Annotated in this window: 13 protein-coding genes; 9 read left to right on the top strand and 4 right to left on the bottom strand. The window is 72.4% G+C overall.

Going from position 1 to position 13496, the window contains the following annotated elements; translation table 11 throughout:
• The first annotated feature begins 20 nt into the window (after nucleotides 1-20).
• Both galE and AC4H2S_RS00515 read left to right on the top strand, forming a co-directional pair.
• Complete coding sequence (gene galE / locus AC4H2S_RS00520) at nucleotides 21-1034, top strand: UDP-glucose 4-epimerase GalE (protein ID WP_491495003.1); 1014 nt, start codon at nucleotides 21-23, stop codon at nucleotides 1032-1034.
• A gap of 133 nt (nucleotides 1035-1167) precedes the next feature.
• Nucleotides 1168-2040 (top strand): hypothetical protein, encoded by an 873-nt coding sequence (locus tag AC4H2S_RS00515; RefSeq protein WP_491495002.1) that lies wholly within the window; start codon nucleotides 1168-1170, stop codon nucleotides 2038-2040.
• A gap of 51 nt (nucleotides 2041-2091) precedes the next feature.
• On the opposite strand, the gene AC4H2S_RS00510 is transcribed toward AC4H2S_RS00515, so the two are convergent.
• Nucleotides 2092-2994 (bottom strand): dihydropteroate synthase, encoded by a 903-nt coding sequence (locus AC4H2S_RS00510; protein ID WP_491495001.1) that lies wholly within the window; start codon nucleotides 2992-2994, stop codon nucleotides 2092-2094.
• Nucleotides 2995-3025: 31 nt separating this feature from the next.
• On the opposite strand from AC4H2S_RS00510, the gene AC4H2S_RS00505 reads away from it, so the two are divergent.
• The gene (locus AC4H2S_RS00505) at nucleotides 3026-3703 is read left to right on the top strand and encodes a dihydrofolate reductase family protein (RefSeq protein WP_491495000.1); all 678 of its coding nucleotides are present in this window, start codon (nucleotides 3026-3028) and stop codon (nucleotides 3701-3703) included.
• A 3-nt stretch (nucleotides 3704-3706) separates the two neighbouring features.
• On the opposite strand, the gene AC4H2S_RS00500 is transcribed toward AC4H2S_RS00505, so the two are convergent.
• Both AC4H2S_RS00500 and AC4H2S_RS00495 read right to left on the bottom strand, forming a co-directional pair.
• Nucleotides 3707-4231 (bottom strand): type 1 glutamine amidotransferase domain-containing protein, encoded by a 525-nt coding sequence (locus AC4H2S_RS00500; protein WP_491494999.1) that lies wholly within the window; start codon nucleotides 4229-4231, stop codon nucleotides 3707-3709.
• Between the two features lie 102 nt (nucleotides 4232-4333).
• On the bottom strand, nucleotides 4334-5962 hold the full coding sequence (locus tag AC4H2S_RS00495; RefSeq protein ID WP_491494998.1) for a thiamine pyrophosphate-binding protein: 1629 nt from the start codon (nucleotides 5960-5962) through the stop codon (nucleotides 4334-4336).
• A gap of 66 nt (nucleotides 5963-6028) precedes the next feature.
• Here AC4H2S_RS00495 and AC4H2S_RS00490 point away from each other — a divergent pair, with 66 nt between their 5' ends.
• The 4 genes from AC4H2S_RS00490 to AC4H2S_RS00475 all read left to right on the top strand — a co-directional run bounded on the left by AC4H2S_RS00490 (nucleotide 6029) and on the right by AC4H2S_RS00475 (nucleotide 10569).
• A complete protein-coding gene (locus AC4H2S_RS00490; RefSeq protein WP_491494997.1) occupies nucleotides 6029-7258 on the top strand; it encodes an alpha-hydroxy acid oxidase in 1230 nt (409 codons plus the stop codon).
• A 73-nt stretch (nucleotides 7259-7331) separates the two neighbouring features.
• Nucleotides 7332-8030: a class II aldolase/adducin family protein gene (locus AC4H2S_RS00485; protein ID WP_491494996.1), complete on the top strand. Its 699-nt coding sequence runs from the start codon at nucleotides 7332-7334 to the stop codon at nucleotides 8028-8030.
• A 164-nt stretch (nucleotides 8031-8194) separates the two neighbouring features.
• Nucleotides 8195-9307: a TRAP transporter substrate-binding protein DctP gene (dctP, locus tag AC4H2S_RS00480; protein ID WP_491494995.1), complete on the top strand. Its 1113-nt coding sequence runs from the start codon at nucleotides 8195-8197 to the stop codon at nucleotides 9305-9307.
• The gene (locus tag AC4H2S_RS00475; protein ID WP_491494994.1) at nucleotides 9304-10569 is read left to right on the top strand and encodes a cytochrome P450; all 1266 of its coding nucleotides are present in this window, start codon (nucleotides 9304-9306) and stop codon (nucleotides 10567-10569) included. The genes dctP and AC4H2S_RS00475 overlap by 4 nt, the downstream gene beginning before the upstream one ends.
• Before the next feature lie 76 nt (nucleotides 10570-10645).
• Here the strand turns inward: AC4H2S_RS00475 and AC4H2S_RS00470 are convergent, their stop codons facing one another.
• Complete coding sequence (locus AC4H2S_RS00470; protein WP_491494993.1) at nucleotides 10646-11746, bottom strand: TRAP transporter substrate-binding protein; 1101 nt, start codon at nucleotides 11744-11746, stop codon at nucleotides 10646-10648.
• A 180-nt stretch (nucleotides 11747-11926) separates the two neighbouring features.
• On the opposite strand from AC4H2S_RS00470, the gene AC4H2S_RS00465 reads away from it, so the two are divergent.
• Nucleotides 11927-12817, top strand: a complete 891-nt coding sequence (locus AC4H2S_RS00465) for an alpha/beta fold hydrolase (protein ID WP_491494992.1) — start codon at nucleotides 11927-11929, stop codon at nucleotides 12815-12817.
• Nucleotides 12814-13494, top strand: coding sequence for an EthD family reductase (locus AC4H2S_RS00460; protein WP_491494991.1), 681 nt, complete (start codon nucleotides 12814-12816; stop codon nucleotides 13492-13494). Before AC4H2S_RS00465 ends, AC4H2S_RS00460 begins: the two co-directional genes overlap by 4 nt.
• Nucleotides 13495-13496: the final 2 nt, after the last annotated feature.

Below are 13496 nucleotides of genomic sequence, written 5' to 3'. Positions count from 1 at the left end.
AGTCTCGTTAGGGTGGCGGCATGAAGATCCTCGTCAGCGGCGGCGCCGGCTACATCGGCTCGCACACCGTCGTCCAGCTCGTCGCTGCAGGTCACGACGTGGTCATCGTCGACAACTTCAGCAACGCCCACCCGACCGTGCTCGGCCGGATGGAGTCGCTCACCGGCACGGCGCTGACGCTGCACTCCTTCGACCTGTGCGACCGCGACAAGACCGAGCACCTCTTCGCGGCCGAGGGGTTCGACGCGGTGATCCACTTCGCCGGCTACAAGGCGGTGGGCGAGAGCGTCGAGAAGCCCCTCGACTACTACGAGAACAACCTCGGCTCGACGTTCTCGCTCGTGCGCGCGATGCAGCGCCACGGCGTGGACAAGCTGGTGTTCTCCTCCAGCGCCACCGTCTACGGCACCGACCAGGCCGGCGCCACAGAGGACCGCCGCACCTTCGCCACCAACCCCTACGGCTGGACCAAGGTGATGCAGGAGCAGATCCTGCGCGACGTCGCTGTGGCAGCGCCGCAGATGCGCTTCGCCCTGCTGCGCTACTTCAACCCCGTCGGCGCGCACGAGTCGGGCACGATCGGCGAGGACCCCTCGGGCACGCCCAACAACCTGATGCCCTTCATCGCCCAGGTCGCGGTCGGCAAGCGCGACAAGCTGCTCGTCTTCGGCGACGACTACGACACCCCCGACGGCACCGGGGTGCGCGACTACATCCACGTCGAGGACCTCGCCGCCGGCCACATCGCCGCCCTCGAGGCGCTCGCCACCACGAGCGACGGCGTCAACGTCTGGAACCTCGGCTCCGGCCACGGCACGAGTGTCCTGGAGCTGCTGCACGCCTTCGAGCGGGCGGTCGGTCGCGATCTGCCCCACGAGATCGTCGCCCGGCGCCCCGGCGACGTCGCGGTCTCCTACGCCGACCCCTCCAAGGCCAACCGCGAGCTCGGCTGGAGCACGACGAAGTCGGTCGACGAGATGGCCGCCGACACGTGGCGGTGGCAGTCGCAGAACCCGCAGGGCTACGCCGGCTGACCACCCTGCAGGCAGTTCGACCGCGGGGGCGCTGCGCTGAGCGTGACCGGTCGACTGCCGGCGGCGAACTGCCTGCACGGTGGCTGTGGATGAGCCGCGCGGGGAACCGGTCGTCGGTGTCAGTGTCGTGGCCATGGACCCGGTCGTCGCGCTGCGTGAGCTCGGTGGCGTGGTCACGCTGGGGGAGGTGCTCGCCCTCACGAGCCGGTCGCAGCTGCGCGCCGCGCTGGCCGCGGGCCGGATCCACAAGCCGCGCCACAACCGCTACTGCCTGACCGATGTCGACGCCACCAGGCTCGCGGTCGCGCGCACGGGCGGCACCGCTTCGCACCTGAGCGCGGCTCAGGAGTTCGGGTGGAAGCTGAAGCACGAGCCGCTGCGGGCGTGCATCACCGTGCCGCGCAGTGCCCGCAAGCCGGCCGGCGCCTACGAGCTGCACTGGGCCGACCTCTCCGAGCGCGAGGTGCGTCGCAAGGTCACCTCCCGCACGCGCACGGTGATCGACTGTGCTCGCGCGTACGACTTCGACGTCGCGCTGTGCGTGGCCGACTCGGCGCTCCGGGAGGGAGTCGTCGACCGCGACGACCTCCTGACCGCGGCCGCGCGCAGCCCGCGCACCGGTCGCGCGAAGGCGCTTCGGGTCGCCCGGGCAGCCGACGCGCGGCGGGCCAACCCGTTCGAGACCTGCTTGCACGTCATCGCGATGACGGTGGCTGGCCTCGACGTCGTCCCGCAGGGTCGCGTGCCGGGCGTGGGCTTCGTCGACCTGCTCGACCGCGTGCTGGGGATCGTGGTGGAGGCCGAGTCGTTCGAGCACCACTGGACCAGGGCGGGGCTCCAGCGTGACGTCGACCGCTACACCGCGGCGGCGCGGGCGGGGCTCGTGGTGCTCCGGTTCTCCTGGGCCGACGTCATGTTCAGCCCGGACGACGTCCGCGCGGCGCTCGAGGACGTGGTGAGGTGGCGCACCATGCAGGCAGTTGGGCGCCACGCGCTCGTGGCGTGAGCGTGGTCGGCGGCGACCGGCTCCCCAACTGCCTTCGCGGTGGCGGTCGGGTCAGCGGACCTCGAGCTCCGCCATCGCCCGCAGCACCACCCGCAGGTGGGCGACCTCGTGGACCCGGAGCAGGTGGGCGCCACCGAGCGCGGCGAGGACGCCGTAGAAGCCCTCGGCCTTGCGGAACTCGTCGCCGAACAGGTCGAAGGTGTGCGGCAGCGCGTTGCACGCGGGCACGCCGAGGGGGCGCAGGCGGAAGGTCTGGGCCAGCACCCGCGCCTGGTGACGGGCGCGGGTGATCGGGTCGACGAGGTTGCCGTAGTAGAAGCCCATGCCGGGGTCGACGACGACCTTGTCCACCCCGAGCGAACGGGCGTGCTCGAGCCGGGGCGCGAAGTGGTCGAGCAGCACCGGCATCGGGTCGGCGTCGGGGGGCACGTCGTCGACCTCGCGCACGTTGGCGGTGGTGCCGAAGCACATGATGACGGCGGCGTCGTACTCCGCGGCGAGGGCGAGCATCCGGTCCTCGTGCTCGCGGCCGGTCATGTTGAGGACCCGGGCCCCGGCGTCGAGGCACGCCCGGACCACCTCGGGCTCGTAGGTCTCGACCGAGACGACCGCCTCGGCCGCGAGCTCCTTCACCGCGGGCACGAGGCCGGCGATCTGCTCGGCGGGCGTCACCCGCGCCGTGCCGGCGTTGCTCGACTCGGCGCCGAGGTCGATCACGGCAGCGCCCTGGGCGGCCTGGATGCGGCCCATGCGCACGGCGTCGGCGGGGCTGGTGGCGACGCTCTCGCGGTAGGTGGAGTCGCGCGAGAGGTTGATGCAGCCCATCAGCGTGACGGCGCCGTCGCCGATCGACACCGGCCCCCGGGGACCGTCGAGGACCACCGGTGCCACGGGGCTGTCCCAGGCACCGGCGTGCTCGGCGTGCAGGGTGGCCAGGTCCGCAAGGGTGATCACCCTTGTCAGGGTAGGCGGCAGGATGAAGGCCGTGACCGAGCCCCTCGAGCTGCAGCGACTGGCCGACCTGACCGACGACGAGCTGGCGGCCGCCTACGCGCCGCTCCGCGAGCCGTGGCTGCGGGTCAACTTCGTCAGCACCGTGGACGGCGCGGCCACCGGCTCCGACGGGCTCAGCGGCACGATCAACAACGCCGCCGACAAGCGGGTCTTCGACGCCCTGCGGCGGCGGGCGCACTGCCTCGTGGTCGGGGCCGGGACCGTGCGCGAGGAGGAGTACGACGTCCCGCGGGTGCCGATCGTCGTGGTCAGCCGCTCAGCCGACGTGCTGCCGAGCCTGGCGGGGGCGCCGCCCGGGCGGGTGCTGATCGCGACCGTGGCCTCCTCCGACGGGCTGGCGCGGGCGCGCGAGCAGCTCGGTGACGACTGCGTGCTGGTGCTCGGGGAGGAGGAGATCGACCTGGTGGCGCTCAAGGCCGCGCTGGCGGAGCGGGGCTGGACCGAGCAGCTGTGCGAGGGCGGGCCGTCGCTGTTCGCGGACCTGCTGGCCGCGGGGGTGGTCGACGAGCTGTGCTGGACCGTCGTACCCGTGCTGACCGGCGGCGACGCCGTACGCATCGCCGCCGGCGCAGCGGTCGACGTGCGCCTGCGCCCCGCGCTGCTGCTCGAGCAGGACGGGACCCTGCTGGGGCGATGGCTGGTGGAGTGAGACTCAGCCGAGGGCGTCGAGCAGTGCCTTGGAGAAGGCCGGGATGTCGTCGGGGTTGCGGCTGGTGATGAGGTTGCCGTCGACGACGACCTCCTCGTCGACCCACTCGCCCCCGCCGTTGCGGATGTCGGTCTGCAGGCTCGGCCAGCTGGCGACCCGCTTGCCCTGCACGCGGTCGGCCTCGACGAGGGTCCACGCGGCGTGGCAGATGGCGGCGACGGGCTTGCCGGAGTCGACGAAGTCGCGGACGAAGGCCACCGCCCCCTCATCCATGCGGAGGGCGTCGGGGTTGGCGACCCCTCCGGGCAGGACCAGGGCGTCGTAGTCGGCGACGGCCACGTCGGAGACGCGACGGTCGACCCGCTGGGTGCTCGACTTGTCGAGGTGCTGGAAGAGCTGCACCTCGCCCTCCTCGGTGGAGACCAGGTCGGCGGTGTGGCCGGCGTCGGTCGCGGCCTGCCACGGCTGGGTGAGCTCGACCTCCTCGACGCCTTCGGTCGCGGTCAGGAATGCGATGCGCTTGGACATGTCCCTCACGGTTGCTCGCGACGCGGGCGCGAGCAACACACGTTGGGGTGGTCCGGGGTCGAGGTGCCGCCGCCGGGACGGGGCGGCGGCACGCGCCCGACCTCAGTGGGTGCCGCGGTTGAAGGCCTCCTCCAGCCAGGCGGCGCGCACCGAGTCGGTGACCCGGAAGTCGATCAGCGTCGGCTCGGTCGTGCCGCCGGCGATCAGCGCGCGGGCGGCGTCGAGGCTCGCGGCGTCGTCCACGGTCATCGACGAGATGCCGAGCGCCTCGGCGACGGGCGCGAGCGGCGCGGTGGTGGGGAACTGGCTCAGGTCGGTGGGGAGGCCGGACATCCGCAGGAAGTGCAGCTCGGCGCCGTAGGCGGCGTCGTTGAAGACGGCGACGACGATGGGGAGTCCGCTGCGGGCCACGGTGTCCAGCTCGCCGAGGCTCATCAGCAGCCCGCCGTCGCCCACCGCGGCGACCACGGTGCGCGTGGGGTCGGCCACCGCCGCGCCGACGGCCGCGGCGAGGCCGAGGCCGATGGAGCCGAAGTCGAGGCTGAACACGTAGTCGGCCGGGCGGCTGACCGGGATGTCCATGGACGGGAACCCCATGAAGTGCCCGCCGTCCACCGCCAGCGCCGACCCCGCGGGGAGGGAGGCGGCCAGGGTCCGTGCCACGAGGCGGGGATCGAGACCGGCCTCGTCGCTGGCGTCGGGGTCGGGCCGGGCGCCCCGGGCGATGCGCTCGCGGACGTCGTCCGTGCGGAAGCGCTCGCCGGACGACACCAGGCTGCGCAGCTCGCGGGCAGTGGCGCCGGCGTCACCGACGACGGCCACGTCGAAGCGGGTGTAGCGGCCGTGGGCCTCGGGGTCCTCGTCGACCTGGACGATCGTCGCGTCGGGTGCGAACAGGCCGCCGCCCCGGGTCGTGAAGTGGTTGAGCGAGGCGCCGAGCGCCACGACGACGTCCGCCTCGCCCAGCAGTTCGCGCATCTCCCGGTGCGCGAAGCCGCCGGCGATGCCGGCGGCGAAGGGGTGGCCGGCGAACCAGCCGTTGAGGGGCAACGACGTGGCGAGCACCGCTCCGACGTGGTCGGCCAGCGCCACCACGTCGTCGCGCGCGCCGGCCTCGAGCGCACCCCGGCCGGCGACCACCACGGGCCGCTTCGCCGACTCGAGCGCGGCCGCGGCGGCCTCGAGCGACGGGGGCGCCACGGCGGCGCGGGTGCTGGGCGGCAGGGGGCACACGCTGTCGCCCGCCTCGAGCTCCTGCACGTCGGTCGGCAGGGTCAGCACGACCGGTCGGCGGGTGTCGAGGGCCGTGCGCCAGGCACGGGCGAGGTCGGCGTGGGCGGTTTCCGGCGCGAACGGGGCGTGGGTGAGCCCCGCGGCGGCGATGAGCGGGGCCTGGTCGATGTCCTGGGGCAGGCCCCGGACTCCGAGCGGGGTGTCGCCCACCAGCGCGACGAGGGGCGTACGACCGCGGTGGGCCGTGATCAGCGCCGTCAGGGCGTTGGTCAGGCCGGGGCCCTGGGTCACGGTGCAGACCCCCACGCGCCCGCTGCTGCGCGCGAAGCCGTCGGCCATCGCCACCGCGCCCGCCTCGTGCCGCGCGGAGTGGACGCGCACCCCGTGGGTGTCGGTCAACGTCGGGATCAGCTTGAGGTTGCCGTCTCCCATCAGGCCGAAGACATCGGTCGTCCCGAGCTGGACGAGCTGGGCGGCTAGCGCCTCGTACGCTTTCATGTGTACTGTTATAACAGTTTTTGTCGTCCGGGCGGCAGCCCTGTCTCGCGACCGTGAGGAGCGCACGTGCACGACCTCGTCTCCGTGGCGCGTGGGCAGCTCGTGGATGCGCTCGCCCGGGCGCGCGACGGCGAGCTGCGGCGTCGTACGCGGCTGGAGCGGCTCGGCTCGGTGGCCGAGATCCGCGAGGCGGCGCGCCGCGCCACCCCCCGCGTGATCTTCGACTTCGTCGACGGCGGTGCCTCCGACGAGGTCACCATGCGCCGCAACCTCGAGGCCTTCGACCGGCTCGCGCTGTCGCCTCGCTACCTGGTCGACGTGAGCGACGTCGACCGCTCGACGACCGTGCTCGGCACGCGGGTCGAGGTGCCAGTGATCGGTGCGCCGACCGGTCTGTGCGGCCTGGTCCACCTCGACGGGGAGGCCGGGCTGGCCCGGGCGATGCAGGACTCCGGGTCGATCTACACGCTGGCGGGGATGTCGTCCTACACGATCGAGGAGGTCCGCGAGGCCGCCCCGAGGGGTCGTCTCTGGTTCCAGACCTACCTCTGGCGCGACGCCTCGATCGTCGACGGCCTGCTGGCGCGGGCGCGCGAGTCCGAGTACGAGGCGCTGGTCGTGACCGTCGACGTGCCGCGGTCCTCGGACCGCCGCCGCGACCGTCGCCACCGCTTCACCGTCCCCCCGCGCCTGACGCCGCGGTCGGTGGTCGACGGGGTGCGGCACCCCCGCTGGACCCGCGACCTCCTCAAGCACTCGCGCGTCACGGCCGCGAACATCTCCGGCCTGGGCGACGACGCGGTGCGCGTCGCGTCCTACGTGGACAGCCAGTTCGATCCCTCCGCGTCGTGGGACGACCTGCGCTCGCTGAGGCAGCGCTGGGACGGGCCCCTCATCGTCAAGGGACTCCTCCGCGCCGACGACGCCGTGCGCGCCGTCGACCTCGGCGCCCAGGGGGTCGTGGTGTCCAACCACGGCGGTCGCCAGCTCGACCAGGCCCCGGCGACCCTCGACGTGCTGCCGCAGGTCGTCGACGCCGTGGGCGACCAGGCCGAGGTCTACCTCGACAGCGGCGTGCGCCGGGGGAGTGACGTCCTCAAGGCCCGCGCCCTCGGGGCGACCGCCTGCCTGGTCGGCCGCCCGATCGTCTGGGGCCTCGCCGTGGCCGGCGCCGCGGGCGCGCGACGGGCCGTCGACGTCCTGGCGGGCGAGCTCGACGCGGCCATGATGCTCACGGGTCAGGCATCCTTCGACTCCGCCGGCCCCGACCTGGTCGTCGGGCGCACGGCCTCGTGACCCCCCACCCAACGCTTCCTCGCCGGCAGGTCGTCGGCGACACCCACGCATCACGATGAAAGGAATGTCAGTCATGGCCTATGAAGAGCAGCGCGATCAGGTCCTCGCGGCATGTCGCGCGATGGCCGCGCAGGGCCTGGGCACGGGCATCGGCGGTCACGTCAGCGTCCGGATCCCCGGCGAGGAGCTGTACTGGACCAACCGGCTCAGCAAGACCTTCGAGGAGATGGACCTCGAGGACATCGTGCTGCTCGACTTCCAGGGCCGCTCCGCCGACCCGGACGTCGTGGTCAGCCCGGGCATCGACTTCCACCACGGCATCTACATGCTGCGACCGGACGTCAACGCGATCGTGCACACGCACGGCTTCTGGATCACCGCCCAGGCCGCGCTCGGCCGCGAGCCGCGCGTCCTGCACAACATGGCGACCTACTTCCGCGGCCGCACCGCGCTGGCGCCGGACGACGAGATCAAGTCGATCGCGCCCGCGATGAAGGACGGCGACGTCTGCATCATCATCCCGTGGCACGGCTCGATCACCATGGGCGCCGACATCGCGGAGGCCGCGGCCCTGCACAGTACGCTCGACTACGTCGCGCGCCTCGACGTCACGGCCCCGGCCGACGCTCCGGAGATGCCGGCGGACCACGCCCTCGCCGTGGAGGCCCTGCTGGAGAAGGCCGACTACCTCAACCTCACCTGGGGCCTGCTGCAGCGCAAGGCCGCGCGGGCGTTCGACGGCACCTACACCACGCCCCTCGTCGCACCGTGACGAGCTGACCAGCGCACGGGAGGGCGCCACCCCAGCCGGGGTGGCGCCCTCTTCGCGTCCGGACCCTTGACCCAAGGCTGATAATCGTGATTACCATTAGTCATGATGTGAGGACTGTCACAGGCCTCCGCCCGTTCGTCACCCCGAGACCCGAGGACAGACCGTTGAGACGATCCCGCAGCCTTCGTACCTCCGTCACCGCCGCCCTGGGCGCTGCCACCCTCCTCCTCGCCGGGTGTGGGGGATCCGACAGCGGCGACGCCGAGGCCGCCGACCAGCGGACCCTGACGTTCACGATGATGGTGGGCGAGCAGACCCCGATCGGTGAGCTGTGGGCCTGGTGGCTCGACGAGATCGAGAAGGGCACCGACGGCGAGCTCACCTTCGACCGCTACTGGGACGCCACCCTCCTGAAGTCCAGCGAGACGCTGCAGGGCCTCAACGACGGCCGCGCCGACATCGGGCAGGTCCTCCCGACGGTCTACGCCGGCCAGTTCCCGCTCACCAGCGTCGGCGAGCTGCCGTTCGAGACGTCCAACGCCGCGGCGATCGCCCAGACGCTGGGCGAGCTCGGACGCGAGGAGGGCAGCCCGCTGGCCGAGGAGTGGGCCGGACACTCGCTCATCCCGCTCGCCTGGTCGGTGGGCGCGTCGAGCGCGCTGGCCACCAACGAGCCGATCGAGGCGGTCGAGGACCTCAAGGGCCTGCGCCTGCGGGCCAACGACCGCGGCAGCCGCGTGCTGGAGCCCGTCGGCGCCAACCTGATCAACATCGAGCTCGCCGAGATCTACGGCTCGATGGACCGCGGCCTGGTCGACGGCATCTACGGCATCCCGTTCAGCTTCTCCGGCCCGTTGAAGTACCCCGAGGTCGCCGACCACTTCACCGACCTGGGCATCGGCATCTCCACCGTCAACGGGCTCGCCGTCAACGAGGACACCTGGGCGTCGCTGACGCCCGAGCAGCAGCAGGTCATCACCGACGTGAGCGCGGGGGTGCCGGAGAAGATCGCGGAGATCGAGCAGCGTTGGGACGAGTCGTCCTGCGAGGCCGTGAAGGAGGCCGGCGACACCGTCCACGTGCTCGACCCGAAGGAGTCGGCCAAGATCGAGCAGGCCGGCAAGGCGGGTGTCCTCGCGGCCTGGGAGGCCGAGGTCGAGGAGGCCGGCGGCGACCCCGAGGCGTTCTACGCCCAGTACCGCGAGAAGCTCGAGGCGGCCGAGTCCGACCACCCGACCTTCCAGACCGGGGTCCAGCGCTGCGCCGACGCCGGATGAGCGGCGCACCGGCCGACACCAGCGCCGATGACCACCCGACGACCCGCCACGCCACCCGGACCCCTCAGGACCCGATGACCTACGACCCGCTCAGCCCCGACGCCCTGGCCGACCCGATGGGCGCGACCGCCCCCCTCCGCGAGGGGTGCCCGGTGCACCACTTCGACGGCTTCGACCCGCCCTTCTACACGCTCTCGCGCCACGAGGACGTCCTCGACGCCCTCAAGGACGTCGAGACCTTCTCCAGCCGCTACGGCCAGGGCCCGCACTTCACCGAGGAGCGCGGGATGAAGTCGGACCCCCCGACGCACACCTTCTTCCGGCGGCTGGTGAGCAAGGCGTTCACAGCGCGTGCGGTGCGGGAGATGGAGGGCCGGATCGAGCAGATCGTCTCCGAGCTGCTCGACGGCTTCGCCGACCGCGGCGAGGGCGACCTGCACGAGCACCTCGCGTTCCCGCTGCCGACCATCGTCATCGCCGAGATGCTCGGTGTCCCTGAGTCCGACCGGCTCCGCTTCAAGGGCTGGTCCGATGCGTGGGTCGCTGCGATGTCGGCGGCCGACCCCACGCCGTACCAGGGCGAGATCGCCTCGATGCGCGCCTACATCCTCGAGGCGGTGCACGAGCGGCGCGCGATCGAGGAGTCCGGCGGCGAGCTGCCCGACGACCTCATCTCGGCGCTGGTCGTCGCGGAGGAGGACGGCGAGCGGCTCCGCGACGAGGACGTCGTCAACGTCGTGCGCCAGCTCCTGGTCGGAGGCAACGAGACCACGACGTCGCTCATCACCAACGTCCTGCTCCGCCTGATGGAGGACCCGGCGCTGATGGCGCGGGTCGCGGCCGACCCGTCGCTCGCCGAGGTCGCGGTCGAGGAGAGCCTGCGCCACGACGCCCCGGTGCTGGGACTCTTCCGCACGACCACGTGCCCGGTCGAGCGGCACGGCGAGGTGATCCCGGAGGGGGCCAAGGTGATGCTCCACTTCGGCTCGGCCAACCGCGACGAGCGGGCGTTCGCCGACCCGGACGTGTTCTCGCTCGACCGTGACCGCCAGGAGCTGCGCGCGCACCTGGCCTTCGGCCACGGGATCCACGTGTGCCTCGGCGCCGCGCTGTCCCGGCTCGAGGGCACGATCGCCCTGCGCCAGGTGGCGCAGCGCCTGCCCGGCCTCACCCTGGCCGGGACGCCCGAGCGCATCGAGCCCTTCATGCTGTGGGGCCGCAGCACGCTGCCGGCACGCTGGGACGTGCCGTCGCGGTCCTGACCGCCCGGCCCGCACCCGACGCGCAGAAGGCCCCGACCACCAGTGGTGGTCGGGGCCTTCTCGGTGTGTGGTCGGCTCAGCCTGCTGCGCAGACGGCCACGCCGGTCTCGACGCCCGGGTTGTCCGCCTCGGCGGCCTCGAGGGTCTCGCGGTAGGAGTCGTAGAAGGCCTCCGGGTCACCGCCGGCCTCGCTCACCTGGTCGCGCCACTCCGCGTCGACCTCCTCCTTGCCGGCGTCGCGGATCTTGTCCGCCTCGGCCGCGGGGAGGACGGAGGCGGTGTCGCCCTCGGCCTTGACCGCCTCGCACGAGGAGTCGTTCCACGCCGTCTCGACCTCGGAGATCTTCGCGGGCACCTCGGCGTTGACCTCCGCGATGACCTCGCGCTGCTCGTCGGTGAGGGAGTCCCACGTCTTCTGGCTCATGGAGAGTGCGTTGACCGTCGAGACGCCGATGCCGAGGTCGGTGAAGTGGTCGGCGACCTCGGGGTACTTCAGCGGGCCGGTGAAGCTGAACGGGATGCCGTAGATGCCGTCGACCAGGCCGCGGTCCATCGAGCCGTAGATCTCGGCGAGCTCGATGTTGATCAGGTTGGCCCCCACCGACGCGAGGACCTTGCTGCCGCGGTCGTTGGCCCGCAGGCGCAGGCCCTTGAGGTCCGCGGCGGTCTCGATGGGCTCGTTGGTGGCCAGCGCGCTGGACGCGCCGATGGACCAGGCGAGCGGGACCAGACCGTGGTCGGCCCACTCCTCGTTGAGGGGGCTGCCGTCCTCGCTGCCGAGCTCGCCGAGCGCCTGCGAGACCGCGGCGGGGCTGGAGCTCTCGAACGGCAGCTCGCCGACGCTGCTCAGCGGGAAGCGGCCGGCGTAGACGGTGGGAAGCACCTGGGCGACGTCGGCGCGGCCGTCGTTGAGGCCCTCCATCGTCTCGGTGGCGCCCAGCAGGGTCGCGTCCCAGAACCGGTCGAAGGTGAGCGACCCCTCAGAGCGCTCCTCGACCTCGTCCATCCACCACGTCCAGACCTCGCCGATCGGCGTCGCCTCGCCGGCCATGTAGCTGAAGGTCAGCGTGCGCTCCTCCCCGTCGGCAGCTGCGTCGTCGCCGCCGCCGCACGCGGACAGGACCAGGGCTGCGGTCGAGAGGAGGGCTGCGCAGGACGCGCCTCGGAACTTCTTCATCTGCTTCCTGACGTTCGTGGGCACGGCTGCTGACGCCTGCCCTGGGGGTGTCGATTCTGTGGGCTCGGTGTTGTTGTGATGAGTCCCACAGCAAGACTATAGTCACCATTATCAGATTAGGCACGGGCTCTTCCCGCAGTGTTTCTACCGCGGTCCCCGAGGACGAGAAGGCGTGACTGCATGTTCGAAGGTTTCACCGATCGATCGGTCGATGTCGGCCCGATCCACATCAACGCGATGGAGGGCGGGTCCGGCCCGGCGGTGCTGCTGCTGCACGGCTACCCGCAGACGCTGGCCCAGTGGGCCGACGTCGCCGCCCTGCTCGCCGACGACTGCACGGTCGTGTGCGCCGACCTGCGCGGCTACGGCAGCTCCTCCAAGCCCGAGGGGGAGGGCGAGACCTACTCCTTCCGCTCCATGGCGGCCGACCAGCTCGCGCTGATGACCGAGCTCGGTCACGAGCGCTTCGTCGTCGCCGGCCACGACCGCGGCGGCCGGGTGGCGCACCGGATGGCGCTCGACGCCCCCGAGCGCGTCCGTGCGCTCGTGCCGTGCGACGTCGTGCCCACCTGGGCGATGTACGACGGCGTCGACCGGGCTCGCGCGGCCCGCTTCTGGCAGTGGTACTTCCTGCCCCTGCCGGCGCCGTTCCCGGAGCGGCTCATCGGCGGCGACCCCGACTACTACTTTGAGAACTGCCTGGTCACCAACGGTGGCGTGGGGATCGAGGAGGGCTTCGGTGCCGAGCAGCTCGCCTCGTACCGCGCCGCCTGGCGTGACCCCGAGATGATCCGCGCCTCCTGCTCCGACTACCGCGCCGGCGCGACCATCGACCTCGAGCACGACGAGGCCGACCTCCACGTCGAGCTCGCGGTGCCGACGTTCCCGGTCTGGGGTGCCGACGGCCTGCTCAAGGACCTCTTCGACATCGAGGCCGAGTGGCGCAAGCGGTGCGCGAGCGTCCACCCGGCCACCGTGCCGGGCGGTCACTTCTTCCCCGACCAGCAGCCCCACGCGACGGCCGAGGCGATCCTCGCCGCCGTGCGCCACGTCGAGGAGGCACGCGCATGATCGTGCGTCTCGGCACCGCGCCGCGCATCGAGGGCCTCGACTTCGAGGGCTTCCAGCGGCACTGGCGCACCAGCCACGCGGACGTGGTCTCCCGCATGCCCGGGCTGCGGCGCTACCAGCAGTTCCACGCCGTCCTCGAGGACGGCGAGCCGCTGCTGCCCTATCCGGGCTTCGACGCCTGCTCGGCGCTGCGCTTCGACGACGCCGACGCCATGGATGCCGCCTTCGCCTCCGAGGAGTTCCTCGACTCGGTGCAGGACGACGAGAAGGAGTTCGTCGACAAGACCCGCTTCCGCGGCGTGGTCGGCACCTGGCGCCCGGACGCCGGAGGCGACGACCTCGCCCCCGGGTCGGCGATCCAGGTGCTGACGCTGCTCGCCGCCGAGGCGAGCACGACACCGGACGGCCTCGCCGACCGTCTGGTGGGGAGCTCGGGAGGACCGGGCTCCGGGGCCATCGTGGCCGACCACGCCCTCCACGAGGGCCGGTTCCCCGTCACCGCGGACGTCGTCCGCATCGCCGCATACCCGGACGTGGCGACCGCCCTGGCCGGCGCCCAAGCCACGAGACAGGCGGCTGGCGCCGCCCAGGTCATCGGGGAACATCTGGCCCGAGTCGTCGACGTCCCCCTCGGGACGAGCGTCACCGGACCGACTCACGAGAGGACGCAGCAATGATC

The organism is Nocardioides sp. Z13_37 (genome assembly GCF_058355585.1).
The sequence above is the reverse complement of the archived record's forward strand: the minus strand, read 5'-3'. Positions and strand labels throughout refer to the sequence as shown.